Below are 23,369 nucleotides of genomic sequence, written 5' to 3'. Positions count from 1 at the left end.
TCTGTCGAGCAGAGCGGCTCCTACACCCTGAGCCATCCGGAACCCCTCATTCGTAGCCCCGAGGTGCTGTTCCTCACGCCGCGCATACTCCCGGCGCAGTACGCGCCCGCGTCGCTCAGTCCACCCTCGGACGGACCAGGCCCGACTCGTACGCGATCACCACGAGCTGGGCCCGGTCCCGCGCGCCCAGCTTGGCCATGGCCCGGTTGACGTGGGTCTTCACGGTCAGCGGGCTGACTTCCAGGCGCTCGGCGATCTCGTCGTTGGAGTGGCCGCCGGCGACCTGCACCAGCACCTCGCGCTCGCGCACGGTGAGCGCGTCGAGCCGTTCCGCGCGGGCCGGTTCCCGCTCGTCGTCGCCCGGTCCGCCCTGCGCGAGGAAGCGGGCGATCAGGCCCTTGGTGGCGGCCGGGGAGAGCAGGGCCTCGCCGCCGGCGGCGACCCGGATGGCGTTCAGCAGTTCGTCCGGCTCGGAGCCCTTGCCGAGGAAGCCGGAGGCGCCCGCCCGCAGCGACTGCACGACATAGTCGTCGACCTCGAAGGTGGTCAGTATGACCACGCGGACCTGGGCGAGGGACGGGTCGGCGCTGATCATGCGGGTGGCGGCGAGACCGTCGGTGCCGGGCATCCGGATGTCCATCAGGACGACGTCGGCGCGCTGCTCCTTGGCCAGCGCCACCGCCTGGGCCCCGTCGGACGCCTCGCCCACGACCTCCATGTCGGGTTCGGAGTCCACCAGCACGCGGAAGGCGCTGCGCAGCAGCGCCTGGTCGTCGGCGAGCAGGACACGGATGGTCATACGGTCTCCCCCGGCTCTCCCGTGGCGGCGGCACGGGTCTTGACCGGCAGGATCGCATGCACCCGGAAGCCGCCGCCGTAGCGGGGACCGGTGGTCAGGGTGCCGCGCAGGGCGGTGACGCGTTCGCGCATGCCGAGCAGCCCGTGGCCGCCGCCGGAGGGCGGGGCCTGCTCGTCGTGGCGGCCGTCGTCCAGCACCGTGATCTCCACCTGGGGTCCCACGCGGACGACGCTGACCTCGGCCTTCGCCTCGTTGCCCGCGTGCTTCTGCACATTGGTGAGGGCTTCCTGGATGACCCGGTAGGCGGCGAGGTCCACGGCGGCGGGCAGTGTGGTGCCCTGGTCGGCGCGGGCGACCTCGACCTGGAGGCCCGCGCTGCGGAAGGTGCCGACGAGTTCGTCGAGGCGGTCCAGGCCGGGCGCGGGTTCGGTGGGTGCCTCGGGGTCGCCGGACTGTCTCAGCAGTCCGACGGTGGCGCGGAGTTCGTTGAGCGCGGAGCGGCTGGCCTCGCGTACGTGCGCCAGCGCCTCCTTGGCCTGGTCGGGGCGCTTGTCCATGACGTGGGCGGCGACCCCGGCCTGCACATTGACCAGGGCGATGTGGTGGGCGACGACGTCGTGCAGGTCGCGGGCGATCCGCAGGCGTTCCTCCGCGACCCGGCGGCGGGCCTCTTCCTCCCGGGTGCGCTCGGCGCGTTCCGCGCGTTCCTGGATGGCGTCGACGAAGGCGCGGCGGCTGCGGATGGCGTCGCCGGCGGTGGCGGCCATGCCGGTCCAGGCGAAGATCGCGAGGTTCTCCTGGGCGTACCAGGGCAGGGGGCCGGCGAGCATGGCGACGCCGGTCAGGACGGTCATGGTGAGCAGGCCGAGCCGCCAGGCGGTGTGCCGGTCGGTGGTGGAGGCGACGGTGTAGAGCGCGACGACCGCGGACATGGCGACGGGGGCGCGCGGGTCGCCGGTGACGCTCTCGATGACGGAGAGGGTGCCGGCGACGGCGAGGACGGTCCGGGGGGCGCGGCGGCGGAAGACCAGGGCGCCGGCGCCGACGGCCATGAGGACGATGCTGGGGGCGTCCGGGGTGCGCAGGCCCCAGGTGACGCCGTCCTCGCCGTGCGGGTCCACGAACGAGCCGGCCACCATGCAGATCAGGACGCCGGTGGCGAGCGCCGCGTCCAGTGCGAGGGGATGCGCTTTGAGGTGGGCTCTGGCGCGGTCGAGGGTGTTCACGGCTGCTTACGGTACGCGGGGTCCGGGGAAACCGGACCCACACCGGGAAGCCCCCTTGGTCACCCCGGGATCAGACCGTCGTCGCTGAGCAGTTCCCGGACTTCCTCGATGGTGGCGTCCGGGGACGGGAGGATCAGTTCCGAGGGTTCGAGGGAGTCGTCCGGGAGAGGGTCGCCCAGTTCCCGGACCCGGGTCAGCAGGGCCTGGAGGGTGCGGCGGAAGCCGGGGCCGTCGCCGCTGTCCATCTCGGCCAGCAGATCGTTGTCGAGTTCGTTGAGTTCGGCGAGGTGGCTGTCCGCCAGTCTCACCTGCCCCTCCCCCATGATCCGTACGATCATGTCGCCCTCCTCGGCGTGGGCCTACTGCTTGTCGAAGCGCGGGGTGTCCTGCGGCTGCTGCTGGGACTGGGACTGGCCGTTGCCGCCCTCCAGGGCCTGCTGCCCGGACGCGCCCCCGGCCAGCTCCGCCTTCATGCGCTGCAGTTCCAGCTCCACGTCGGTGCCGCCGGAGAGCCGGTCCAGCTCGGCCTGGATGTCGTCCTTGTGCATGCCGGACTGGTCGTCGAGGGCACCGGAGGCGAGGAGTTCGTCGATGGCACCGGCCCGCGCCTGGAGCTGGGCGGTCTTGTCCTCGGCGCGCTGGATCGCCAGGCCCACGTCGCCCATCTCCTCGGAGATGCCGGAGAAGGCCTCGCCGATCCGGGTCTGGGCCTGGGCGGCGGTGTAGGTGGCCTTGATGGTCTCCTTCTTCGTGCGGAAGGCGTCGACCTTGGCCTGGAGTCGCTGGGCGGCGAGGGTCAGCTTCTCCTCCTCGCCCTGGAGGGTGGCGTGCTGGGTCTCCAGGTCGGTCACCTGCTGCTGGAGCGCCGCCCGCCGGGACAGCGCCTCGCGGGCCAGGTCCTCCCGGCCCAGCGCGAGCGCTTTGCGGCCCTGGTCCTCCAGCTTCGACGACTGCGACTGGAGCTGGTTGAGCTGGAGCTCCAGGCGCTTGCGGCTGGTCGCCACGTCCGCGACTCCGCGGCGCACCTTCTGGAGCAGTTCCAGCTGCTTCTGGTACGAGTAATCGAGGGTTTCGCGCGGGTCCTCGGCCCGGTCAAGGGCCTTGTTCGCCTTCGCGCGGAAGATCATCCCCATACGCTTCATGACACCGCTCATGGGCTTCGCGCGCCCCCTTCTGACGACTCCAGCTCCAGCACCTGCGACAGAACCCACAGTACGGGCCCTGCATCCATTACCGCACTGTTCGGGGACGGATGCGCTCATCCCCAAGGACGACTGCGTGCGCTCGGGCTCCGGCGTAGGGAGTAGGTGTTCCCCGGGGTTCCCGGAAACGCATGCAACGTCCCCTCTGTCCCCTACAGGACGACCGGTGTTGCCGATTCGTTCCCCACCGGGCTGGGGTCCATGCGCGACGACCCCGTACCCTTGGGTTTTGTGTTCCGTAGCCGTGCCAAGGATGAGAAGGCATCGGTCGCCGACAAGGCGACCCTGACCGACTCCAATCAGCCCCGCGACCCGCAGGCCCCGAAGGGCAGGCCCACGCCCAAGCGCAGTGAGGCCCAGTCCCAGCGGCGCAGCGTCGCCCATACGCCGACCACGCGCAAGGAGGCCGCCAAGCGTCAGCGCGAGGAGCGCCGGCAGGCTCTGAGCCGGCAGCGCGAGGCGCTGGCCAACGGCGACGAGCGGTATCTGCCGGCCCGTGACAAGGGCCCGGTGCGCCGCTTCGCGCGCGACTTCGTCGACTCGCGCTTCAACGTCGCGGAGTTCTTCCTCCCGATGGCCGTGATCATCCTCGTGCTGAGCATGGTCCGGGTGGGCGCGATGCAGAGCATCGCGCTGCTGCTGTGGCTGGTCGTGATCGTGCTGATCGTGCTCGACTCGATCGTCACCGGTTACCGCCTCAAGAAGCAGCTGAACGAGCGCTACCCGGACGACAACAAGCGCGGCGCCGTCGCCTACGCCCTGATGCGGTCCCTCCAGATGCGCCGGCTGCGGCTGCCCAAGCCGCAGGTCAAGCGCGGGGAGCGGCCCTGAGCACGACGCCGTTCTCCGGGGGCGCGGCGCATGCCTGGCTGACCAAGCCGGGTGGTCTGCGGGACGTCGTACGGCAGGAGCTGATGGCCCGGCAGCTCGATGAGCAGATAGCCGGGCGCTTCCCGGTCGGGCGGCGCCTGCGGATCCTCGACGTCGGGATGGGCCAGGGCACTCAGTCCCTGCGCCTGGCGCGGGCCGGGCACCAGGTGACCGGCCTGGAGCAGGACGCGACGATGATCGCCGCGGCGCGGCAGGCGCTGGCGGGCGAGCCGGAGGGGATCCGCGAGCGCATGCGGGTCATCGAGGGGGACGGCCGGGAGACCGGGGCGCACTTCCTGCCGGGCAGCTTCGACGTGGTGCTCTGCCACGGTGTGCTGATGTACGTGGAGGAACCCGATCCGCTGCTGGCGGGTCTGGCCCGGGTGCTCGCCCCGGGCGGCCTGCTCTCGCTGCTGGTCCGCAACGGCGACGCGCTGGCGATGCGGCCCGGCCTGTCCGGCGACTGGGCCGGGGCGCTGGCCGCCTTCGACACCACCGCCTACCTCCCCCATCCTCGAACAGACTCGAACAGGGGGACCCCCATCCCGCTGGGCCTGGACGTACGGGCCGACCGCCTCTCCACCCTCACCGCGACCCTCGCCGGCATCGGTGCCCCGCTGCAGTCCTGGTACGGCGTACGGGTCTTCACCGACACCGCGGCGGACGACGCGCCGATCCCGGCCGACGTGGAGACGCTGCTGGCGGCCGAGGAGCGGGCGGGACGCACGGATCCCTACCGCGGCCTGGCGGCGCTGCTGCACCTGTGCGGGGTACGGGGCTGAACCCCGTTCGGGTGTGCACCGAAGGCCGGACCTGCCCGGCGACGTGAGACTCGGGGGCATGAACGCTTCCCGTGCCCGCTCGCGGCTCGGCGCCGCCGTGCTGCTGTGTTCCGCCGCCCTGCTCTCCGGGTGCACCGGTTCGGGGTCCGGCTCCGGGGCGAAGGCGGACGCCACGACGACGCAGGCCGCGGTTCCCGCCGCGGCGAACGATCTCCAGGACGATTACCGGAAGGTGATCGAGGACGTCCTGCCGTCGGTGGTGCAGATCCAGGCCGGCAACGATCTGGGGTCGGGGGTGGTCTACGACGGCCGGGGGCACGTCGTCACCAACGCGCATGTTGTCGGGGACGGGCGGACGTTCCGGGTGACGACCGCCAACAGCGAGGAGGAGCTCTCCGCCCGGCTCGTGTACTCCTACCCCGAGCAGGACCTCGCGGTCATCAAGCTGGACCGGTCCCCCGACGGGCTGAAGGCGGCCCGGTTCGGGGACTCCGCGAAGGTCGAGGTCGGCCAGATCGTCCTGGCGATGGGCTCGCCGCTCGGCCTCTCCTCCAGTGTCACCCAGGGCATCGTCTCGGCGACCGGGCGGACCGTCACCGAAAGCCGCTCCGGGGGTGGCACGGGCGCGACGATCGGCAACATGGTGCAGACGTCGGCCGCGATCAACCCCGGGAACAGCGGAGGCGCCCTGGTGAACCTGGACAGCGAGGTCATCGGCATCCCGACGCTCGCCGCCACCGATCCCGGTCTCGGGGACAGCGCGGCGCCCGGGATCGGGTTCGCGATCCCGGCGTCGATGGTGAGGACGATCGCGGACCAGATCATCGAGGACGGCCGGGTCACGGACTCGGGGCGGGCGGCGCTCGGCATCACCGCGCGGACCGTCGTGGACGCCGAGTACCGGGCCGTCGGCGTCGACGTGGTCGAGGTCAGGGAGGACGGCGCGGCGGACCGGGCCGGGATCCGGCCCGACGACATCATCGTCCGGCTGGGCGACGCGGAGATCACGACCATCACCTCGCTGACCGAGGCGCTCGCGGCGGAGAAGCCGGGTGAGCGGACGACGGTGACGTACACCCGGGACGGCCGCGAGCGGACGGTGGACGTGACGCTGGGCGAGCAGTGACGGCGAGGGCGGGGCACCTGCGGGCGCCCCGCTCTCCGGCGCCGCCGCTCGGAGCTACGCCTCGTCGGCGTGCAGGCTCATCGGGCCGTAGATCTCCGTGGCGTCCTCGAACAGCCGTACCTGGTCCACGCCGCCCGCCACCAGGTCCTTCCACACCTCGCCGATCCAGGACTCGGCGTCTCCCTGGGTGGTGAACTCCTCCGGCTCCACGGCGGGAGCGGTCTCCGTCCCGTCGGCCTTCTCGAAGCGCCAGATCCAAGCTGCCATGCGGGGCCTCCTAGGTGAGCTGTGGTCCACGTCAGCCTATTGGCTGCGCAAGCCGCCGCGAACAAGATCGAGGCGGTTGGTGATCTGGGGGCGGGTGGGGGCCGGTCGCGCGGTCCCCCGTACCCCTGTGAGGGCGCCCCAGTCGCGCGGGTTGCATCCTGACCGGTGAAAATCAGTCCGTGGAACTGACTCTGCTCGGCACCGGCGCCCCCGCGGGCCTCCCCCGTCCCGAATGCCCCTGCGCGGCCTGCGCCACCGCGCTGGGTCCGGCCGCCCGGGCCGCGACCGCGTTGCTCGTGGACGGGGCCCTGCTGCTGGACCTGACGCCCGGGGCGGCGTTCGCGGCCGCCCGGGCGGGGCGTTCCCTGGCGGGCGTACGGCAGGTGCTGCTGTCGCATCCGCACGACGGACCGGCCGTCGAGGTGCCCGCCGGGCTGCCCGCGCCGGGCCGGGTGCCGGACGGGCGGGAGCTGGCGCTGCTGACGGGGCACCGGGTGCGGGCCATGGCGATGGACGCGGGGGGCACGGGGTACGCGGTGACCGGGCCCGACGGGCAGCGGCTGCTGTATCTGCCGCCCGGCAGCGCGCCGGCCGGGCTCGAGAACGGCGACAGCGGGGCGTACGACATGGTCGTCGCCGATGTGCTGGGGCGGCCGGACGCGCTGGCCCGGTTGCGGGCGGTGGGGGCGGTCCGGCCGACGACGGATGTGATCGCCGTCCACCTGGACCATGACGTGCCGCCGGGGGCCGAGGTGCGGCGGCGGTTGGCCTCCTTGGGGGCGCGGGCGGTGCCGGACGGGACGACGCTGGTGGTGGGGGCGTACGAGGAGGTGCCGGACGTGCCGCGGCGGACCCTGGTGCTGGGCGGGGCGCGGTCCGGGAAGTCGGTGGAGGCGGAACGGCGGCTGGAGGCGTTCCCGGACGTGCTGTACGTCGCCACCGGTGGGCTGCGTGGCGGGGACTCCGAGTGGACGGCCCGGGTGACGGCGCACCGGGAGCGGCGGCCCGGGTCCTGGCGTACGACGGAGACCTGCGACCTGGTGCCGCTGCTGGCCGAGGACGGCTCGCCGCTGCTGATCGACTGCCTGTCGCTGTGGCTGACGGACGCGATGGACGCCGTGGGGGCGTGGGACGACGCGGTGTGGGCGGACGGCGGGGAACGGGCGCTCAGGGAACGGGTGCGGGAGTTGACGCAGGCGGTGCGCGGCACGCGGCGGACCGTGGTGGCGGTCTCCAACGAGGTGGGGTCCGGGATCGTGCCGGCGACGGCGTCGGGGCGGCGGTACCGGGATGAACTGGGGCGGCTGAACGCGGCGTTCGCGGGTGAGTGCGAGCACGTGCTGCTGGTGGTGGCGGGCCAGGCGGTGACGTTGCGGGGGTGACGGTCGGGGTGACGGCTACGCGGGCTGCTTGCGGGCGATGATCCGGTACGCCCGGGAGTAGTCGCAGCGGGTCGTGGTGACGACCGTGCAGGACTGTTCCGCCAGTTCCGCGCGGAGGTTGGAGCGGGGCAGGAGGTGGCCGGGGCGGGTGCGGGGGTGCCACCAGCGGCCGAGGAGTGCGGCGAACGCGCTGTCGGGGTCGGGGAGTTCCAGCAGCAGGTGGCCGCCGGGGCGCAGGGCCGTCAGGGCCGCCCGGAGCTGTTCGCGGGGCTCGGGGGTGCGGTGCAGGTGGTGCAGGACGCTCACCACGTCGTAGCGGGCGCGCAGATGTGCCGTGAGGTGGGGTTCGGTCAGCTCGCCGGTGTAGGCCTCCTCCAGGTGGCCCGCGGCTCGGGCCCACTCCACGCGGGAGGTGATGTCCACGCCGTCGAAGGAGGTGTAGGGGAAGAACTCCTTGGCCGCCTCGGGGAACGCCGCGTCACCGGTGCCGACGTCCAGCCAGCTCTCCGGTTCCGGGAAGCGCAGCATCGCGCGGGCGGTGGCCAGCAGGCGGCCGCGGCGCGGTCGGTCCTGGTGCGGGTAGTGGAGGAGGCCGGGGTTCTGGAAGGCGTGGGCGCAGTCGCCGCAGGCGTCGAGCGTGAAGCCGTCGGTGCGCAGGCGGGTGCGCAGTCGGGTCGAGCCGCACCAGGGACAGTCGTCGCGCTGCGGGGCGCGAAGGTCCGTGCCGTGGAAGAGGGCGGACATGGGCGGCTCCGGGCGCGAGAGAGATACGACATTTAGCTGCAAAACGGAACGTATGGGATCGCGATCTCGGGTGCAACGACGTGGCCGCGATGTGGCGGCGATCCGTTCGACCGAGGCCGGTACTGTTCGGCGAATGAGCTCGCTTAATCTCGACGACTTCACCGATCTGATCGAGCGCCCCGACGGCGGGGTCCGCCGCGACGCCGAGGCGCGCCGGGAGCGTCAGATCGTGCCGCCCGGGTCGCTGGGCCGCCTCGACGACCTGGGTGAGTGGCTGGCCGCGGCGCAGGGCGTCGCGCCGGTGCGGCCGGTGGAACGACCGCGGGTGGTGCTGTTCGCCGGTGACCACGGGATCGCCGAGCTGGGTGTCTCGGCGCGGGCCGCGGGCAGCGCGGGGCAGTTGGTGCGGGACGTCCTGGAGGGCGGCCGGCCGGTGTCGGTGCTCGCCCGGCGGCTGGGTGTTCCGGTGCGGGTCGTGGACCTGGGTCTCGACTGCGACCCCGAGACCCTGCCCGAGGACGTCGTACGGCACCGGGTGCGGCGTGGCAGTGGGCGCATCGACATCGAGGACGCGCTGACCCTGGAGGAGGCGGAGGCAGCCTTCCGGGTCGGCGTCCGGATCGCCGACGAAGAGGCCGACTCGGGTACGGATCTGGTCGTGCTCGGCGATGTGAGCGTGGGCGGTACGACGGCGGCGGGCGTGCTGGTCGCCGCGCTGTGCGGGACGGACGCGTCCGTGGTGACCGGGCGGGGTGGGCTAGCCATCGACGACCTGGCCTGGATGCGCAAGTGCGCGGCGATCCGGGACGCGCTGCGGCGGGCCCGGCCGGTGCTCGGGGACCAGTTGCAGCTGCTGGCGACGACGGGCGGGGCCGACCTCGCCGCGATCACCGGCTTCCTGCTGCAGAGCGCGGTGCGGAAGATGCCGGTGATCCTGGACGGCGTCGTCGTGGCCGCGTGTGCGCTGGTGGGCCAGCGGGTGGCGTTCCGGGCGCCGGACTGGTGGCTGGCGGCCCACGACAGCGGCGAGCCCGGCCAGGCGAAGGCCCTGGACCGGATGGCCCTGGAGCCCCTGCTCAGCCAGGGCGTGAAGGTCGGCGAAGGACTGGGAGCCCTGCTGGCCCTCCCCATGGTCCAGGCGGCGGCATCCCTGGCAGCGGAGCTACCGGAAACGACGCAGCAGGCACCGCCGGAAGCGACGCAAGACACACTGCCGGAACCGGCCCAAGAGGACCTGGAAAAGCCCGAAAACTGACCCTGCCCGGCCGCCGTCAGCGGTCGTCCGGGGTGTGGCCGGTGTCCGGGTCCGGTGTGCCGCCGATCCAGTTCTGGAGGGTTCTGGTGGGGCCTGACCAGCGTTTGTCGTGGCGGGTGGCCCGGAGGGTGGATTTGGCGCGGGCGCGGGGGCGGCGGGTGTAGAAGCGGCGGGACCACAGGGAGCCGGGGCGGGCCAGGCGGAGGGCGCCGATCAGGGCGATGACGGGGATGATCACCCCGAAGACGGCCAGGAAGGTCTTGCCCTTGGAGAGGGCCACCAGGGAGAAGAGGAAGTTCACGGCGACGGTCCAGATCACGCTGCCCCGGCCCTGGACTTCGTCCTCGCTGAGGTCGTTGACGCCGAACGGTGCGAAGCCGGAGAGGACGAGGCCGACCAGGGCGGCGGTGAGGACGACGACCTCGACGCTCCGGCGGCCCTCCTCGGTCCAGTAGACGTCGGCCAGGTGCAGGATCAGCGCGAACTCGTCCAGGACCAGTCCGGCGCCGATGCCGAACACCACGGCCCACAGGGCCGCGCCGAAACCGTTCCGGCCGCTCGCGACCGCGCCGAACCCGCCGAGGACGGTGAGGATCACGCCGGGGACGACGTGGTGGATGTGCACCCCGCCGGCCTGGACGTTGCCGAAGGGGCCCTTGCCCGCCCGGATGAGGCGGGTGACGAGCCGGGTGACGACGAAGGTGAGCACGAAGGCGGTGAGGGCGAGGAGCAGGGGCAGCTTGCCCGGTTCGATGATGTTGCGCTCCAGCCATGACCCCATGGGGCGAGTGTGCCCGGCACGGGACGGGGCCGCGGCCGGTGTTGGGCCGTGGGAGTGGTGCGGCTAGCCTGCCCGGATGTCCCGCGCTCCCGCCCTCCACGGCCTCCGTTTCGCCTTCGGCACCCTCACCGTTCTCCCGGTCGGGGTCGAGCGGTGGGACCGGGACGCCGCGCGCGGCGGCATGCTCGGCGCTCCGGTGGTCGGGCTGGTCGTCGGGGCGCTCGCGGGCGCCCTGGGGCTGGTGCTGCTCCGCCTCGGCGCCGGGCCGCTGCTCGCCGCCGTCGCCTCCGCCGCCGTGCCCGCTCTGCTCACCCGGGGGCTGCATCTCGACGGCCTCGCCGACACCGCCGACGGGCTCGGCAGCGGCAAGCCCGCCGAGGACGCCCTGCGGATCATGAAGCAGTCGGACATCGGGCCCTTCGGCGTCATCACCCTGCTGTTCGTCCTGCTCGCCCAGGTCGCCGCCCTCGCGCAGCTCTACGCCGACTCCTGGGCCCGCGGCGCCCTCGCCGCCCTCGTCTGCGCCGTCGCCGCCCGGCTGGCGCTCACCCTCGCCGCCCGTGCCGGGGTGCCCGCCGCCCGGCCGGAGGGGCTCGGCGCGGCCGTCGCCGGGGTGGTGCCGGTGCGGTCGGCGGTGGGCGTGACCGTCGCCGTCGCCCTGGGCGCGGGCGCCGCCGGGGCGCTCCTGGGCGCCGGTGACGCCGTACGCACCCTCCTCGCCGTCCTCGCCGCCCTCGCCGTCGCCGAACTGCTCCTGCGGCGCTGTGTCCGGCGCTTCGGCGGGGTCACCGGCGATGTCTTCGGCGGGGTCGCGGAGACCGCCGCCACCGGGGCCCTCGTCGTGCTGACGCTCGGCCTCTAGCAGGGCTCGCGCCACGCCCCCAGCTCGTACTTCTTCAGCAGCGAACTCAGGCCCAGGCGACGGGAGTCGGTGCAGAAGCGGCTGGTCGGCAGTTCGTACTCGACGTGGAAGACCGCCTTGTCCGCGTCGATGAACGGCTTCAGCGCGCCGCACTCGCCGTACTGCGCGCACTGCTCGTTCACCGCGAAGTCGAAGTCCCCCACCAGTTCCGGGATCTGGTCCAGGTCGTTCTTCAGGCCGACGGCGAGGCCCCGGTCGTGGGCCAGCTTCGCGATCAGGCGGTTGTAGCGGAGCTGGTCGCGGGCGGTGAGCGGGAAGCCGGTGCGGTTGCGGTAGCCGTCCATGTTGTCCGGCTCGACCGCGTCGAAGCCCTTGTCCCGGCACATGTCGAGCCGGGCCGCCATCAGCGGCTCCAGTACGTCCGTACGGCGGATGTCCAGCCAGCGCTCGCCCTCCCAGCCGTTGCCCCGGCCCAGCACCTCGTCGGGGAACTCCTCAGCGTCCGGGCGGAACTCCTCCCAGGCGCCGGTGGACAGGTAGCAGATCACCTTGCGGCCGTCCCGGTGCAGGCCCTCGACCGTCCGCTCCGAGTGGTCGAAGCCGTCGATGTCGTAGACCGGCACGTCGACGGCAGTGTCCAGGCGTCCGCTCAGCTGCCACTGCCAGTCCGTGCCGGGGCGGGGCTGCCAGCGGGCGCCCGGCGGCTTGCCGTCGGAGGCGGTGGTGCAGCCCGCGAGCAGCAGGACGGACAGGGCGGCCAGCGGGTACAGGCGTCTCACCGGGCGGGCTCCAAGGTGTGCGGCAACGTACCCCAGGGATGATCCCCCACTCCGGGCACCGCACAGTGCACGGTGGCCCCACGCGCCCGCGCCGGCCGCTCCGCGTCGACGCCCGCCGGGACGCCGTACAGCAGATGGCATACGCGCACCCCGGCGCCGTAGCTCTCCTGCCGCGCGGGGAGTTCGCGGTACGTCGACCAGGTGCCCTCGAAGGTGACCAGCACGTCGGCGATGCGGCCGTAGGAGAGGTGCGGTGGGGTGCCGTGGTTGAGGACGAGGGTGGCGCTGCCGAGGCCCCAGGCCGCGACCGCGAGCCGCTGGTAGTGCGCGAACTCCTCCCGGCCGGTGGCTACTTGGTCGAAGAAGGCGCCGTCGGTGCCGTACCAGTCGCGGTGCCGGGTGAGGTCGCGGAGCACGTCGGCGTGGGGCCGGTGGCCGTATCCCGTGTCGGTGTAGCCGAGGACCCGGACGTCCGCCGCGCGCAGCCGGGCGGCGAGGCCGGCGAAGGCCGGGTCGGGGCGGTCGCCGGGGCCGCTGGCCGGGTTGAGGATCACGCCGTAGAGGCGGGGCGCGGCGGCGACGACCGCGTCCCACTCCGCCGGGCGGACGGCGGGGTGCTCGTAGTAGGGCACCAGCAGGTTCTTCATCTGTGGGCGGTTGCCCTTCCCAGCAAAACGCACACCAGTGCGGACTGCGCCACGGCCGCCGCCCCGTACACCGCCACGCCCACGGTGTGCGGGCCCCCGGTGTGGGTGACCAGGGCGAGCGTGTGGGCCAGGGCGGCCAGGAGGCAGATCAGGGCGGCGCCGGTGACCGCGCCGAACGACTGGAGCAGCAGGCCCGTCCACATCACCACGCCGAGCAGGAGCAGTCCGGCGAGCCGGAGGCCCGAGACGGCGGGAGCGTGCGGCCACAGGGCGGTGGTGGCGAGGTTGAGCGTGAGCAGGGCGGCCAGGTAGGCGGCGAGGCAGACGGCGACCGTGCGGGCGGTCGTGCGCCGGAACGCCCTCGGGGTGCTGCTGGCCCGCAGCCCGGCGAGGCCGCGGCTGCGGAAGCGGTGCAGGAGCCATTCTGCGGGGCCCATGCTGAGGGTGAGGGCCACGGCGGCGGGGGCGGCCACGGCGGAGTGCCCGTCGCCCGCGAGGACGTCGCCGAGGGCCGCGTACACCACCAGAACACCAGTGCTGAGCCCGAAGAGGGCGTAGGGGAGGGAGGCGGCCAGGGGGACGGTGCCCGGCTCCGGGGCCGCCGTCGGGGTGTCGCCGCGCGGTGCCGCCGCCAGCACGGCCAGTACCGCCACCGCGGCCGCCGAGCCGAGGAGCAGCGTCAGCCGGGCCGCGTCCGGCACCGGGTGGACCAGCGCCAGGACCGCCCCGGCCGTCATCGGCGACAGGGCCGCCAGCAGGGCCCGTTCGCGGCCCAGCACCAGCAGGGCCGTCGCCGCGCCCAGGTAGCAGGACTGCCCCGCCGCGAAGGCGACCGCCGCCGGGGCCGCCGTACCGGCGGCGAGCAGGGCCATCAGGGCGCCCAGCAGCGCTCCGGCCGGCCCGCCCAGCAGCAGGGAGCGCCGGGCCGCGGCCCTGTCGCCCAGGCCCAGCCAGGTGTACGCCCGGTGCGCGAGACCCTGGTTCCAGGCCCAGCCGAACAGGGCGGCGGCCAGCAGCGGAACCGTGCCCGCCGGGAGGCCGTGGTCGCCCGGCGGGCCCACGAGCAGGGGGGCGCCCAGGACGTGGCCGAAGCCGGGCAGGGCGAAGACGACGCCCCGCAGGAGACAGCCCAGGAGGCCGGCCCGCCACGGGTCGGGGGCGGGTCCCTCGGGCTCGGGGTACCGGCGGGCCACCCGCTCGTACAGCTCCTCCGCCAGCGCGAAGGAGTTCCTGACGCCGTAGCGCTCGCGTATCTGGTCGTCCGAGAGGCCGTCGGATTCCAGCAGCGCGGCGATCTCGTCGGGGTGGACGGCGGCGGCGACGAAGTCGTCGAGCCGTTCGGCGAGTTCGTCGACCGGATCGGGCCCCGCCCAGCCGGGGGTGCGCTGCCGGGGGATCACGGGCAGGGTGCCGGGGGCGCCCGGAGGCATCCGGAGGCCGCCGCTCACCAGTCGGTCCCGTCCGTCGCGACCTTCTCGTACCAGGGGTCGCGCAGTTCGAGGGTCCAGTCGGCGACGGTCTCGACGGTCGGCTCGTACACCTCGGGCAGGCCCGCGAGTTCCTGGTAGATCGTCCGGAAGGCGTCCACGGAACGGCGCAGGGTGAACCGGTCGATCACCCGCTGCCGGGACAGCTCGCCCAGGGCCAGGCGGCGTTCGTCGTCCCTGAGCAGGGTGAGGGCGGCCGCGGCCATCTTCTCCGGCTCGCGCGGCGGGACGACCAGTCCGGTGTCGCCGACCGCCTCGCGCACTCCCCCGACGTCCGTCGAGACCGTCGTACGGCCGCAGGACATGGCCTCGATGATCGAGAACGGGAAGCCCTCGGAGATCGACGACAGCATGACGACGTGTCCGGCGGCGTAGGCGCGCCAGACCTCGGTGATGCGGCCCTCGAAGGTGAGGCCGTCGGTGACGCCGAGTTCGGCGGCGAGCTTCTCCAGTCTCGTCCGGTACGCCTCGCCGCCGGGCGGGACCGGGCCGAACAGCCGCAGCCGGGTCTCGGGGAGTTCGGCGCGGACCATGGCGTAGGCGTGGAGCAGGGTCTCCAGGTCCTTGATGGGGTCGACCCGGCCGCACCAGGTGAGGGTGGGGATGTCGGGCTCGGGGCCCGCGTGCGGGAAGGCGTGCGGGTCGACGCCGTTGTAGACCGTGCGGATCTTGCCGGCGTCGGCGCCGCCGCGCTCCTCCCAGCGGCGGTTGTACTGGTTGCACGGTGTGATCAGGTCGGCCGCCCGGTACCCGTGTGAATTGAGTTCACGGTAGAAGCCGAGCATGAACGCCTTCACGGGCCAGCGCTGTTCGGCGCTGCGGTAGCCCAGGTAGCGCTCGCGCAGATAGATGCCGTGCTCGGTGAGGAGGAACGGCACGCCGTCCAGTCGGTGGGCGGCGAGCGCGGGCAGCGTGGCCAGTCCGCTGCTCACCGCGTGCGCCACCGAGTCCTCCGGGATCCGGGTGCCCAGCGGGCGCAGCGCGTGTTCCAGCAGGTCGGTCGCGGTGAGCGCGTCGTGCACGGTGGGCCCGGCGGCGGCCGTCGGCAGATGCGGCATCGTCCAGATCCACAGCAGCGACCGCAGCGCGGACTCGGAGCGCAGCGCCGCGGACAGCTGTCCGGCACGGGCGAGCCGGGCCAGCTCGTACAGCGCCTCCCCGAAGTCGCAGCCGGCCTCTGGGTCCAGGAAGGAGAGCAGGAAGCGCTCGTAGGAGTCGAGGAAGCGGCGGCGGGCCCGGCCGCTCGGCGCCCGCCGGTGTCCCGGACGCGGCCCCCAGGTCGGCACCGAGGTGTGCCGGCGGACGTTGGGCGGCAGCTCCCACGTGACGGGTTCGCGGCCGCTGCCGGTGAGCGAGACGATGTCGAAGTCGACCTCCGGCATGCCCTTGACGAGCTGGTCGCACCAGGTGCTGACGCCGCCGTGGACGTGCGGGTAGGTGCCTTCGGTGAGCATGGTGACATGAAGGCCCGATCGCCTCATGCGTGAGTTCCCCCCTGCGGAACGGGTCTTACGGACCGACCGCGCACCCCGGGTGGTCAGGTTCCGGGGTGCGCGGGCCGGCTCAGGCCGACGGAAGCTTCAGCGTGAGCGCCGACTGCAGCGTCGCCGGTGTGGTCCAGGCCGAGCGCTCGCCCGCGTACGGCGTGCCGAACACGGTGGTGCCGAGCACCAGTTGCTTCCTGGTGCCCTCCGGTGCCGTCACCGGAATCTGGGTTCCCGACGGGGCGCTCACCGTCACGGTCGTGCCGATGCGGTACGCCGTGACCCGGTTGTCCGCCACCGCCGTACGCCAGGCCGCGCGGCGCTGGAGCTCGGTGCCGATGGCCTTCTGGGTGAGGTTCTCCACCGGGGTGTTGTCGGCGAACAGGGCCCGGTAGTCGGCCAGGACCTTCTCCATCACCGGGTAGAGGAGCCGGTCCTCGGCGAGGTTGGACTGGTGGGCGTAGTGCGGGCGCGGGTCGTTGCCGACCACGTGCCCGAGGGCGATACGGGCCTCCTGCGGGACGATGTACTCGTCGAAGCCGGTGGCCGGGTCCAGGGGCTCGTCGAGGCAGGTGGAGGCGGGGTTGGTCGCGCAGACACCGCTGCCGCCGTCCTCCGCGGAGGCGTAGATCCAGTTGTACTCGTCGGCCATCTCGGCCTCGGTGCCGGTGTTGTAGTACACGTTCATCGGGTGCCGGGGCACGGTCAGCGCGGCGCCCACCGTTCGCTGCTCGGGCTCACGGGAGTTGTCCGAGGCGATCCACTTCACGCCGTTGTCGGCGAGGGCGCCGGCCAGGTTGGGGTTGTCGGCGGGCTGCTGCGGGAGCGTCTTCAGCCCGGAGTGCTCGCCGGTGACCAGCTCGGTGCGGTCGACGGGGAGGCCCTTGGCCACGGCCCAGTTGTGGTTGTCGCGGATCTGCGCGGCGATCTCGGCGCGGCTCATGTACTTCGTCGAGCCGTCGGTGTTCTTCGCGCAGCTCCACGGCACGGTGGAGGTGTCCTGGACGCAGCCGAGGAAGGGGTGGGTCCAGGTGTGGTTGATCCAGCGGTACTGCGCCTTGTCGGCGAGCATCCGGGCGGCGAGCGGGTCGGTGCCGCCGCGCTCGGTCTTCCACTCCTCGCCGGAACCGGCGTTGAAGACCATGTCCATGGTGAAGCCGTGGGTGCGCTGCCACTGGGCGGCGTACACCGCGTCCTCGGCCGTCATCCGGATCGGGTCGGTCTCCTCGCCGCCGCCGACGCAGTCGATGTCGCCGGGGGTGCAGTTGCGCTCGGAGTCCCAGCGGGCGTCGGGGGCGAAGACGTCGTCGACGTGCACCGCGAAGTAGTTGCGGTCCTGGCCCAGGTGCACGCCCTGGGTCAGCCACTCCACGATGCCGCGGGCCAGCACCCGGAACTGCTGCTGGTGCTGGTTGTAGGCGAAGGTCACCACCAGCTCGCGGCGCCCGTCGTGGGCGTACTCCCCGATCAGGCTGCCGCGCCCGGTGCCGTCGGGCACGGGGACGTCGACGTAGCTGGTGAAGCCGGCGCGGGGGCGGGCGACGTAGCCGTAACTCTCCTGGATCGTGGGGGCGTTGTCCTCGAACCGGAACGCGCCGTCGAGGTAGCCGAAGGACGAGGACTTCCCCGCGTCGGTGACGGCGGCCTGGCGTCCGTCGAGGCTGCCGGACCAGCCGCCCTCGGATGTGTAGTCGAGGCCGACGCCGGGGTGCGCCCAGGTGTAGGCGTCGACCTGCGGGATGCCGTAGGTCCGCTCGTAGGTCTCCAGCGCGGTCTGCTCGGCGGAACCGCTGCCGAACGGGGCCTCGTTCGGCAGGACGACGCCCTGGAACCTGGCGCGCGGGCGGCCGCCGACCGTGTCGCTGAGGAACGCGGCGGTCACCGCCGGGCGTGCCGAGTCGTTCAGGTCGATCGTCGTATACGGGATGCCGGTGCCGCGCAACTGGGCGGCGATGGCCCGCACGGCGCTGCCGCCGTCGTCCACCACCAGCACCCTCAGGTCGACGCGCGGATCCACGGCCGCCGAGGCGCCGGGCACCCCCGGTCCCAGCGTCATGACTCCCACGACCGTCAGGGCGGCTGCGGTCCTTCTCCATCTGCGCGCACGGTGCGCCATGTGTCGTCCCCTCCCCCAGAAGACCCCCCTGGACGGAACCGAATCGGGGAGGATCCTTGGAAATCATGCGAAGCGGCGAGCCACCGGCTCACCGGAACGCGATGAGTGTGTCTCAGCTCACCGGGAGTGAGGGCCGGTAATGGCCATGACGCCACCGACAGGTGAACGCCCGCAGGAATGAGCGAACGGACCGTACGCGCGTAGGCTCGTCCCGAGTGTCAGCCGCACCGGGGAAGGCCCCGCTGAGCCCGCACCCGTTCAGCCGAATAGGGTCGGCCCTCGGGCCCGGTCGACCCACACCTCTCGGCCACTGCAACTTCACATCGGAAGCGAGATTTCACCACCGTGACTGCTCTCACTCACAGCACCGCCGCGGCGCCCGGCCTGCGGGCCGACGCGATCGTGATCGGTGTCGCCAAGGGCGCCAAGGGCCCCGTGGTCGCCCCGGGCGCCGAAGCCCTGGACAAGGCCTACGACGGCAGGCTCGCCGGCGTCCTGGAGACCCTCGGTGCCTCCGGCGGCGAGGGCGAGGTGACCAAGCTCCCGGCCCCGTCCGGCTTCAAGGCCCCCCTCGTGGTGGCCGTCGGCCTCGGCGCGGAGCCCGAGAAGGACGCCGGGTACGGCGCGGAGGCGCTGCGCAAGGCCGCGGGTGCGGCGGCGCGTGCGCTGGCCGGCTTGAAGAAGGCCGCCTTCGCTCTTCCCCTCGCCGACGCCGCGGACGCCGGTGCCGTCGCGGAGGGCGCGCTGCTCGGCGCGTACTCCTTCGACGCGTACAAGGACAGCGGCGAGGACGGCAAGGGCAAGGGGCCGCTCGGCGAGGTCATCCTGCTCGGCGGGAAGCCGCGGGACAAGGCGTTCAAGGCCGCGCTCGAGCGGGCCGCCGCCGTCACCGAGGAGCTCAACCGCGCCCGTGACCTGATCAACACCCCGCCGAACGACCTCGACCCGGAGGCGTTCGCCGCGGTCGCCCAGGTGGCGGCCAAGGAGCACGGCATCAAGGTGCAGGTGCTCGACGAGAAGGCCCTCCAGAAGGGCGGCTACGGCGGCATCCTCGGCGTCGGCGCCGGATCCGCGGCGGGCCCTCGGCTGGTGAAGCTGTCGTACACGCACTCGAAGGCGAAGAAGCACCTCGCGTTCGTGGGCAAGGGCATCACCTACGACTCGGGCGGCATCTCGCTGAAGCCCGCCGGGCACAACGAGACGATGAAGTGCGACATGAGCGGGGCGGCGGCGGTGTTCGCGGCCGTCGTGGCCGTGGCGCGGCTGGGTCTGCCGGTCAACGTCACCGGCTGGCTGGCGCTGGCCGAGAACATGCCCTCCGGCTCCGCCACCCGCCCGGGTGACGTGCTGCGGATGTACAGCGGCAAGACCGTCGAGGTGCTCAACACCGACGCCGAGGGCCGGCTGGTCCTGGCGGACGCCCTGTGGGCGGCCTCGCAGGAGAAGCCGGACGCGATCGTCGACGTGGCGACGCTGACCGGCGCGATGGTGCTGGCGCTGGGCAACCGGACGTTCGGCGTCATGGCCAACGACGACGCCTTCCGTACGGCGATCGTGGAGGCCGCCGAGGAGGTCGGCGAGGCGTCCTGGCCGATGCCGCTGCCGGACCACCTGCGCAAGGGGATGGACTCCCCCACCGCGGACATCGCGAACATGGGCGAGCGGATGGGCGGCGGCCTGGTCGCGGGCCTCTTCCTGCGGGAGTTCGTCGGCGACGGCATCACCTGGGCGCACCTCGACATCGCGGGCCCGGCCTTCAACGAGCAGGGGCCGTTCGGCTACACGCCGAAGGGCGGCACGGGCTCCGGTGTCCGCACGCTGGTGCGGCTCGCCGAGCTCACGGCCGCCGGCGACCTGGGCTGATCCGGTCCGGCGGGGCCTCGCTCGCGGGTAGCGCGAGGCCCCGCCGCTCGAGGACGGGTGGATCACCGCCGCGTGTGGTGTCTCACACGTCGGCCCGGCGTCTCGCCCGATGGCGACAAGTGCGAAGATGGGGCTCGGCAGGACAGGGCCCCCACCGAAGGGCCGAAAGCAAAGAGCGGCCGGACACCAGCCGCCGACCGGTCACTGGAGACCGGCGTGGCGCACATGCATGGAGGACGTGACGTGGCGAACGACGCCAGCACCGTTTTCGACCTAGTGATCCTCGGCGGTGGTAGCGGTGGTTACGCCGCGGCCCTGCGCGGGGCGCAGCTGGGCCTGGACGTCGCCCTGATCGAGAAGGACAAGGTCGGCGGCACCTGCCTGCACCGGGGCTGCATCCCCACCAAGGCCCTGCTGCACGCGGGTGAGATCGCCGACCAGGCCCGCGAGAGCGAGCAGTTCGGCGTGAAGGCCACCTTCGAGGGCATCGACGTCCCGGCCGTCCACAAGTACAAGGACGGCGTCATCGCCGGCCTGTACAAGGGGCTCCAGGGGCTCATCGCCTCCCGCAAGGTGACGTACATCGAGGGTGAGGGCCGCCTCTCCTCGCCGACCTCCGTCGACGTGGGCGGCCGCCGTGTCCAGGGCCGCCACGTCCTGCTCGCGACCGGCTCCGTGCCGAAGTCGCTGCCGGGCCTGGAGATCGACGGCAACCGCATCATCTCCTCGGACCACGCCCTCGTCCTGGACCGGGTGCCGAAGTCGGCGATCGTCCTCGGCGGCGGTGTCATCGGCGTCGAGTTCGCCTCCGCCTGGAAGTCCTTCGGTACGGACGTCACCGTCATCGAGGGCCTCAAGCACCTCGTCCCGGTCGAGGACGAGAACTCCTCCAAGCTGCTCGAGCGCGCGTTCCGCAAGCGCGGCATCAAGTTCAACCTGGGCACCTTCTTCTCGAAGGCCGAGTACACCCAGGACGGTGTCAAGGTCACCCTCGCCGACGGCAAGGAGTTCGAGGCCGAGCTGCTGCTGGTGGCCGTCGGCCGCGGCCCCGTCTCCCAGGGCCTGGGCTACGAGGAGCAGGGCGTCGCCATGGACCGCGGCTACGTCCTGGTCGACGAGTACATGCGCACCAACGTTCCGACCATCTCCGCCGTCGGTGACCTCGTCCCGACCCTCCAGCTCGCGCACGTCGGCTTCGCCGAGGGCATCCTGGTGGCGGAGCGTCTGGCCGGTCTGAAGACCGTCCCGATCGACTACGACGGTGTCCCGCGGGTGACCTACTGCCACCCGGAGGTCGCCTCCGTCGGCATCACCGAGGCCAAGGCCAAGGAGATCTACGGCGCGGACAAGGTCGTCGCTCTGAAGTACAACCTGGCGGGCAACGGAAAGAGCAAGATCCTCAACACCGCGGGCGAGATCAAGCTCGTCCAGGTGAAGGACGGTGCCGTGGTCGGCGTCCACATGGTCGGCGACCGCATGGGCGAGCAGGTCGGCGAGGCTCAGCTGATCTACAACTGGGAAGCGCTGCCCGCCGAGGTCGCCCAGCTCATCCACGCCCACCCGACGCAGAACGAGGCGATGGGTGAGGCCCACCTGGCCCTCGCGGGCAAGCCGCTGCACTCGCACGACTGATCCCTCGGTCGACGAAGCGACGACACAGACTTCCGCAATCCGTTAGGAGCAACCGAAACCATGCCGGTTTCCGTAACCCTTCCGGCGCTCGGCGAGAGCGTCACCGAGGGCACTGTCACCCGCTGGCTGAAGGCCGAGGGCGAGCGCGTCGAGGCCGACGAGCCGCTGCTCGAAGTCTCGACCGACAAGGTCGACACCGAGATCCCTTCGCCTGCCGCCGGTGTCCTGGCCTCCATCAAGGTCGCCGAGGACGAGACCGTCGAGGTCGGCGCCGAGCTGGCCGTCATCGACGACGGCACGGGCGCGCCCGCTGCCGCCGAAGCCCCGGCCGCCGAAGCCCCGGCCGCCGAGGAGGCGGCCCCGCCGGCTCCCGAGCCGGCCCCGGCCGCCCAGCCGTCCACGGAGCAGGCGGCTCCGGCCCCGGCTCCCACCGCCGAGGCCGCTGCCGGCTCCGGCTCCGCCGAGGGCACCGACGTCGTCCTGCCCGCGCTCGGTGAGTCCGTCACCGAGGGCACCGTCACCCGCTGGCTGAAGTCGGTCGGGGACAGCGTCGAGGCCGACGAGCCGCTGCTCGAGGTCTCCACCGACAAGGTCGACACCGAGATCCCGGCGCCCACCTCCGGTGTGCTGCTGGAGATCACGGTCGGCGAGGACGAGACGGCCGAGGTCGGCGCCAAGCTCGCCGTCATCGGCGCGCCGGGTGCGGCTCCGGCCGCTGCCCCGGCTCCCGAGGCCCCGGCCCCGGCTGCCGCTCCGGAGCCCGAGCCCGAGCCCGCTCCGGCCCAGGCCGCCCCGGCCCCCGCCCCGGCCGCCCCGGCTCAGGCTCCGGCTGCTCCGGCCGCCCCCGCCGCTCCGGCCCAGGCCGCCCCGGCTCAGGCCGCTGCCCCGGCCCCCGCGCCGGCCGCTCCTGCCGCCCCGGCCCAGGCCGCCCCCGCTCCGGCCGCTCCGGCGCCCGCCGCGCAGGCCACCGACGAGGGCGCCTACGTCACCCCGCTGGTGCGCAAGCTCGCCGCCGAGAACAGCGTCGACCTGGCCTCCGTCAAGGGCACCGGCGTCGGCGGTCGCATCCGCAAGCAGGACGTCATCGCCGCCGCCGAGGCCGCGAAGACCGCCGCTCCGGCTCCGGCCGCCGCGGCTCCGGCCGCCGCCGCCAAGAAGGCTCCGGCGCTGGAGGCTTCCCCGCTCCGCGGCCAGACCGTCAAGATGCCCCGCATCCGCAAGGTCATCGGCGACAACATGGTCAAGGCGCTGCACGAGCAGGCGCAGCTGTCCTCGGTCGTCGAGGTCGACGTCACCCGCCTGATGAAGCTGCGCGCCCGCGCCAAGGACGCGTTCGCGGCCCGGGAGGGCGTCAAGCTCTCCCCGATGCCGTTCTTCGTCAAGGCCGCGGCCCAGGCGCTGAAGGCCCACGCGCCGGTCAACGCCAAGATCAACGAGGCCGAGGGGACCATCACCTACTTCGACACCGAGCACATCGGTATCGCGGTGGACTCCGAGAAGGGCCTGATGACCCCGGTCATCAAGAACGCCGGTGATCTCAACCTCGCCGGCATCGCCAAGGCCACCGCCGACCTGGCGGGCAAGGTCCGGGCCAACAAGATCACGCCGGACGAGCTGTCGGGCGCGACCTTCACCATCTCCAACACGGGTTCGCGCGGCGCGCTCTTCGACACGATCATCGTGCCGCCGGGCCAGGTCGCGATCCTCGGCATCGGCGCCACGGTCAAGCGCCCGGCCGTCATCGAGACGGAGGATGGCCCGGTCATCGGCGTCCGCGACATGACGTACCTGACCCTCTCCTACGACCACCGCCTGGTGGACGGCGCCGACGCGGCCCGCTACCTGACGGCGGTCAAGGCGATCCTGGAGGCGGGCGAGTTCGAGGTCGAGCTCGGCCTGTAACCCACCTGGGCTTTTCTGCCTGTACGGCGCCCCGTCCGGAAATCTTCCGGGCGGGGCGCCGCCGTTGCGGAAGGCCGACTGCGACGCCCCGAGGGACGCGGGCGGCCTCGATGTGCGACTCCGTCCCGCGGACGCCACCGCCGCCCACCACCCCCGCCACACG

General features: G+C 72.9%; 21 protein-coding genes. 9 read left to right on the top strand and 12 right to left on the bottom strand.

Features of this window, described 5'->3' with window-relative positions; translation table 11 throughout:
* Positions 1-115: 115 nt before the first annotated feature.
* Genes ACFYW5_RS20650 through ACFYW5_RS20635 form a run of 4 tightly spaced genes read right to left on the bottom strand, consistent with a single transcriptional unit; the run spans position 116 to position 3,152 of the window.
* On the bottom strand, positions 116-799 hold the full coding sequence (locus ACFYW5_RS20650; RefSeq protein ID WP_389418480.1) for a response regulator: 684 nt from the start codon (positions 797-799) through the stop codon (positions 116-118).
* Positions 796-2,025: a sensor histidine kinase gene (locus tag ACFYW5_RS20645; protein WP_389418479.1), complete on the bottom strand. Its 1,230-nt coding sequence runs from the start codon at positions 2,023-2,025 to the stop codon at positions 796-798. The genes ACFYW5_RS20650 and ACFYW5_RS20645 overlap by 4 nt, the downstream gene beginning before the upstream one ends.
* Positions 2,026-2,084: 59 nt before the next feature.
* Positions 2,085-2,363 carry a hypothetical protein gene (locus ACFYW5_RS20640; protein ID WP_389418478.1) on the bottom strand — a complete coding sequence of 93 codons (279 nt, stop codon included), beginning with the start codon at positions 2,361-2,363 and terminating at the stop codon, positions 2,085-2,087.
* Positions 2,364-2,384: 21 nt separating this feature from the next.
* Positions 2,385-3,152 carry a PspA/IM30 family protein gene (locus ACFYW5_RS20635; protein WP_389418865.1) on the bottom strand — a complete coding sequence of 256 codons (768 nt, stop codon included), beginning with the start codon at positions 3,150-3,152 and terminating at the stop codon, positions 2,385-2,387.
* Between the two features lie 276 nt (positions 3,153-3,428).
* Here ACFYW5_RS20635 and ACFYW5_RS20630 point away from each other — a divergent pair, with 276 nt between their 5' ends.
* The 3 genes from ACFYW5_RS20630 (at position 3,429) to ACFYW5_RS20620 (ending at position 6,005) form a co-directional block, all read left to right on the top strand.
* Positions 3,429-4,058: a DUF3043 domain-containing protein gene (locus ACFYW5_RS20630; protein ID WP_389418477.1), complete on the top strand. Its 630-nt coding sequence runs from the start codon at positions 3,429-3,431 to the stop codon at positions 4,056-4,058.
* Between the two features lie 83 nt (positions 4,059-4,141).
* On the top strand, positions 4,142-4,879 hold the full coding sequence (locus tag ACFYW5_RS20625) for a class I SAM-dependent methyltransferase (protein WP_389418476.1): 738 nt from the start codon (positions 4,142-4,144) through the stop codon (positions 4,877-4,879).
* A gap of 58 nt (positions 4,880-4,937) precedes the next feature.
* On the top strand, positions 4,938-6,005 hold the full coding sequence (locus ACFYW5_RS20620) for a S1C family serine protease (RefSeq protein WP_389418475.1): 1,068 nt from the start codon (positions 4,938-4,940) through the stop codon (positions 6,003-6,005).
* Positions 6,006-6,059: 54 nt separating this feature from the next.
* Here ACFYW5_RS20620 and ACFYW5_RS20615 read toward each other — a convergent pair whose 3' ends face one another.
* Complete coding sequence (locus tag ACFYW5_RS20615; protein ID WP_389418474.1) at positions 6,060-6,272, bottom strand: hypothetical protein; 213 nt, start codon at positions 6,270-6,272, stop codon at positions 6,060-6,062.
* 179 nt (positions 6,273-6,451) lie between these two features.
* On the opposite strand from ACFYW5_RS20615, the gene ACFYW5_RS20610 reads away from it, so the two are divergent.
* Positions 6,452-7,654: a bifunctional adenosylcobinamide kinase/adenosylcobinamide-phosphate guanylyltransferase gene (locus tag ACFYW5_RS20610; RefSeq protein WP_389418473.1), complete on the top strand. Its 1,203-nt coding sequence runs from the start codon at positions 6,452-6,454 to the stop codon at positions 7,652-7,654.
* A gap of 15 nt (positions 7,655-7,669) precedes the next feature.
* Here the strand turns inward: ACFYW5_RS20610 and ACFYW5_RS20605 are convergent, their stop codons facing one another.
* Positions 7,670-8,398, bottom strand: coding sequence for a class I SAM-dependent methyltransferase (locus ACFYW5_RS20605; RefSeq protein ID WP_389418472.1), 729 nt, complete (start codon positions 8,396-8,398; stop codon positions 7,670-7,672).
* A 133-nt stretch (positions 8,399-8,531) separates the two neighbouring features.
* Here ACFYW5_RS20605 and cobT point away from each other — a divergent pair, with 133 nt between their 5' ends.
* Positions 8,532-9,653 carry a nicotinate-nucleotide--dimethylbenzimidazole phosphoribosyltransferase gene (gene cobT, locus ACFYW5_RS20600; RefSeq protein ID WP_389418471.1) on the top strand — a complete coding sequence of 374 codons (1,122 nt, stop codon included), beginning with the start codon at positions 8,532-8,534 and terminating at the stop codon, positions 9,651-9,653.
* 16 nt (positions 9,654-9,669) lie between these two features.
* Here the strand turns inward: cobT and ACFYW5_RS20595 are convergent, their stop codons facing one another.
* A complete protein-coding gene (locus tag ACFYW5_RS20595; protein ID WP_389418470.1) occupies positions 9,670-10,434 on the bottom strand; it encodes a hypothetical protein in 765 nt (254 codons plus the stop codon).
* A 76-nt stretch (positions 10,435-10,510) separates the two neighbouring features.
* Between ACFYW5_RS20595 and ACFYW5_RS20590 the strand changes: the two genes are divergently transcribed.
* Positions 10,511-11,296 (top strand): adenosylcobinamide-GDP ribazoletransferase, encoded by a 786-nt coding sequence (locus tag ACFYW5_RS20590; protein ID WP_389418469.1) that lies wholly within the window; start codon positions 10,511-10,513, stop codon positions 11,294-11,296.
* On the opposite strand, the gene ACFYW5_RS20585 is transcribed toward ACFYW5_RS20590, so the two are convergent.
* The 5 genes from ACFYW5_RS20585 to ACFYW5_RS20565 all read right to left on the bottom strand — a co-directional run bounded on the left by ACFYW5_RS20585 (position 11,293) and on the right by ACFYW5_RS20565 (position 17,809).
* Positions 11,293-12,075, bottom strand: coding sequence for an endo alpha-1,4 polygalactosaminidase (locus ACFYW5_RS20585; protein WP_389418468.1), 783 nt, complete (start codon positions 12,073-12,075; stop codon positions 11,293-11,295). The two genes, ACFYW5_RS20590 and ACFYW5_RS20585, sit on opposite strands and share 4 nt — an antisense overlap.
* A complete protein-coding gene (locus ACFYW5_RS20580; protein ID WP_389418467.1) occupies positions 12,072-12,722 on the bottom strand; it encodes a spherulation-specific family 4 protein in 651 nt (216 codons plus the stop codon). Before ACFYW5_RS20580 ends, ACFYW5_RS20585 begins: the two co-directional genes overlap by 4 nt.
* Positions 12,719-14,170, bottom strand: a complete 1,452-nt coding sequence (locus ACFYW5_RS20575) for a hypothetical protein (RefSeq protein ID WP_389418466.1) — start codon at positions 14,168-14,170, stop codon at positions 12,719-12,721. Before ACFYW5_RS20575 ends, ACFYW5_RS20580 begins: the two co-directional genes overlap by 4 nt.
* On the bottom strand, positions 14,167-15,690 hold the full coding sequence (pelF, locus tag ACFYW5_RS20570; RefSeq protein WP_389418465.1) for a GT4 family glycosyltransferase PelF: 1,524 nt from the start codon (positions 15,688-15,690) through the stop codon (positions 14,167-14,169). The genes ACFYW5_RS20575 and pelF overlap by 4 nt, the downstream gene beginning before the upstream one ends.
* Before the next feature lie 82 nt (positions 15,691-15,772).
* Complete coding sequence (locus ACFYW5_RS20565; protein ID WP_389418464.1) at positions 15,773-17,809, bottom strand: hypothetical protein; 2,037 nt, start codon at positions 17,807-17,809, stop codon at positions 15,773-15,775.
* A 345-nt stretch (positions 17,810-18,154) separates the two neighbouring features.
* Between ACFYW5_RS20565 and ACFYW5_RS20560 the strand changes: the two genes are divergently transcribed.
* From ACFYW5_RS20560 to sucB, 3 genes are all read left to right on the top strand, one after another.
* Positions 18,155-19,672, top strand: coding sequence for a leucyl aminopeptidase (locus ACFYW5_RS20560; RefSeq protein ID WP_389418463.1), 1,518 nt, complete (start codon positions 18,155-18,157; stop codon positions 19,670-19,672).
* Between the two features lie 243 nt (positions 19,673-19,915).
* Complete coding sequence (gene lpdA / locus ACFYW5_RS20555) at positions 19,916-21,304, top strand: dihydrolipoyl dehydrogenase (RefSeq protein ID WP_389418462.1); 1,389 nt, start codon at positions 19,916-19,918, stop codon at positions 21,302-21,304.
* Positions 21,305-21,364: 60 nt separating this feature from the next.
* Positions 21,365-23,206, top strand: a complete 1,842-nt coding sequence (sucB, locus tag ACFYW5_RS20550) for a 2-oxoglutarate dehydrogenase, E2 component, dihydrolipoamide succinyltransferase (protein ID WP_389418461.1) — start codon at positions 21,365-21,367, stop codon at positions 23,204-23,206.
* The last annotated feature ends 163 nt before the right edge of the window (positions 23,207-23,369 follow it).

Source organism: Streptomyces sp. NPDC002779 (assembly GCF_042888685.1).
GTDB lineage: Bacteria > Actinomycetota > Actinomycetes > Streptomycetales > Streptomycetaceae > Streptomyces.
Note: the sequence above shows the minus strand (reverse complement) of the source record. Positions and strands in the feature narration are given on the sequence as shown.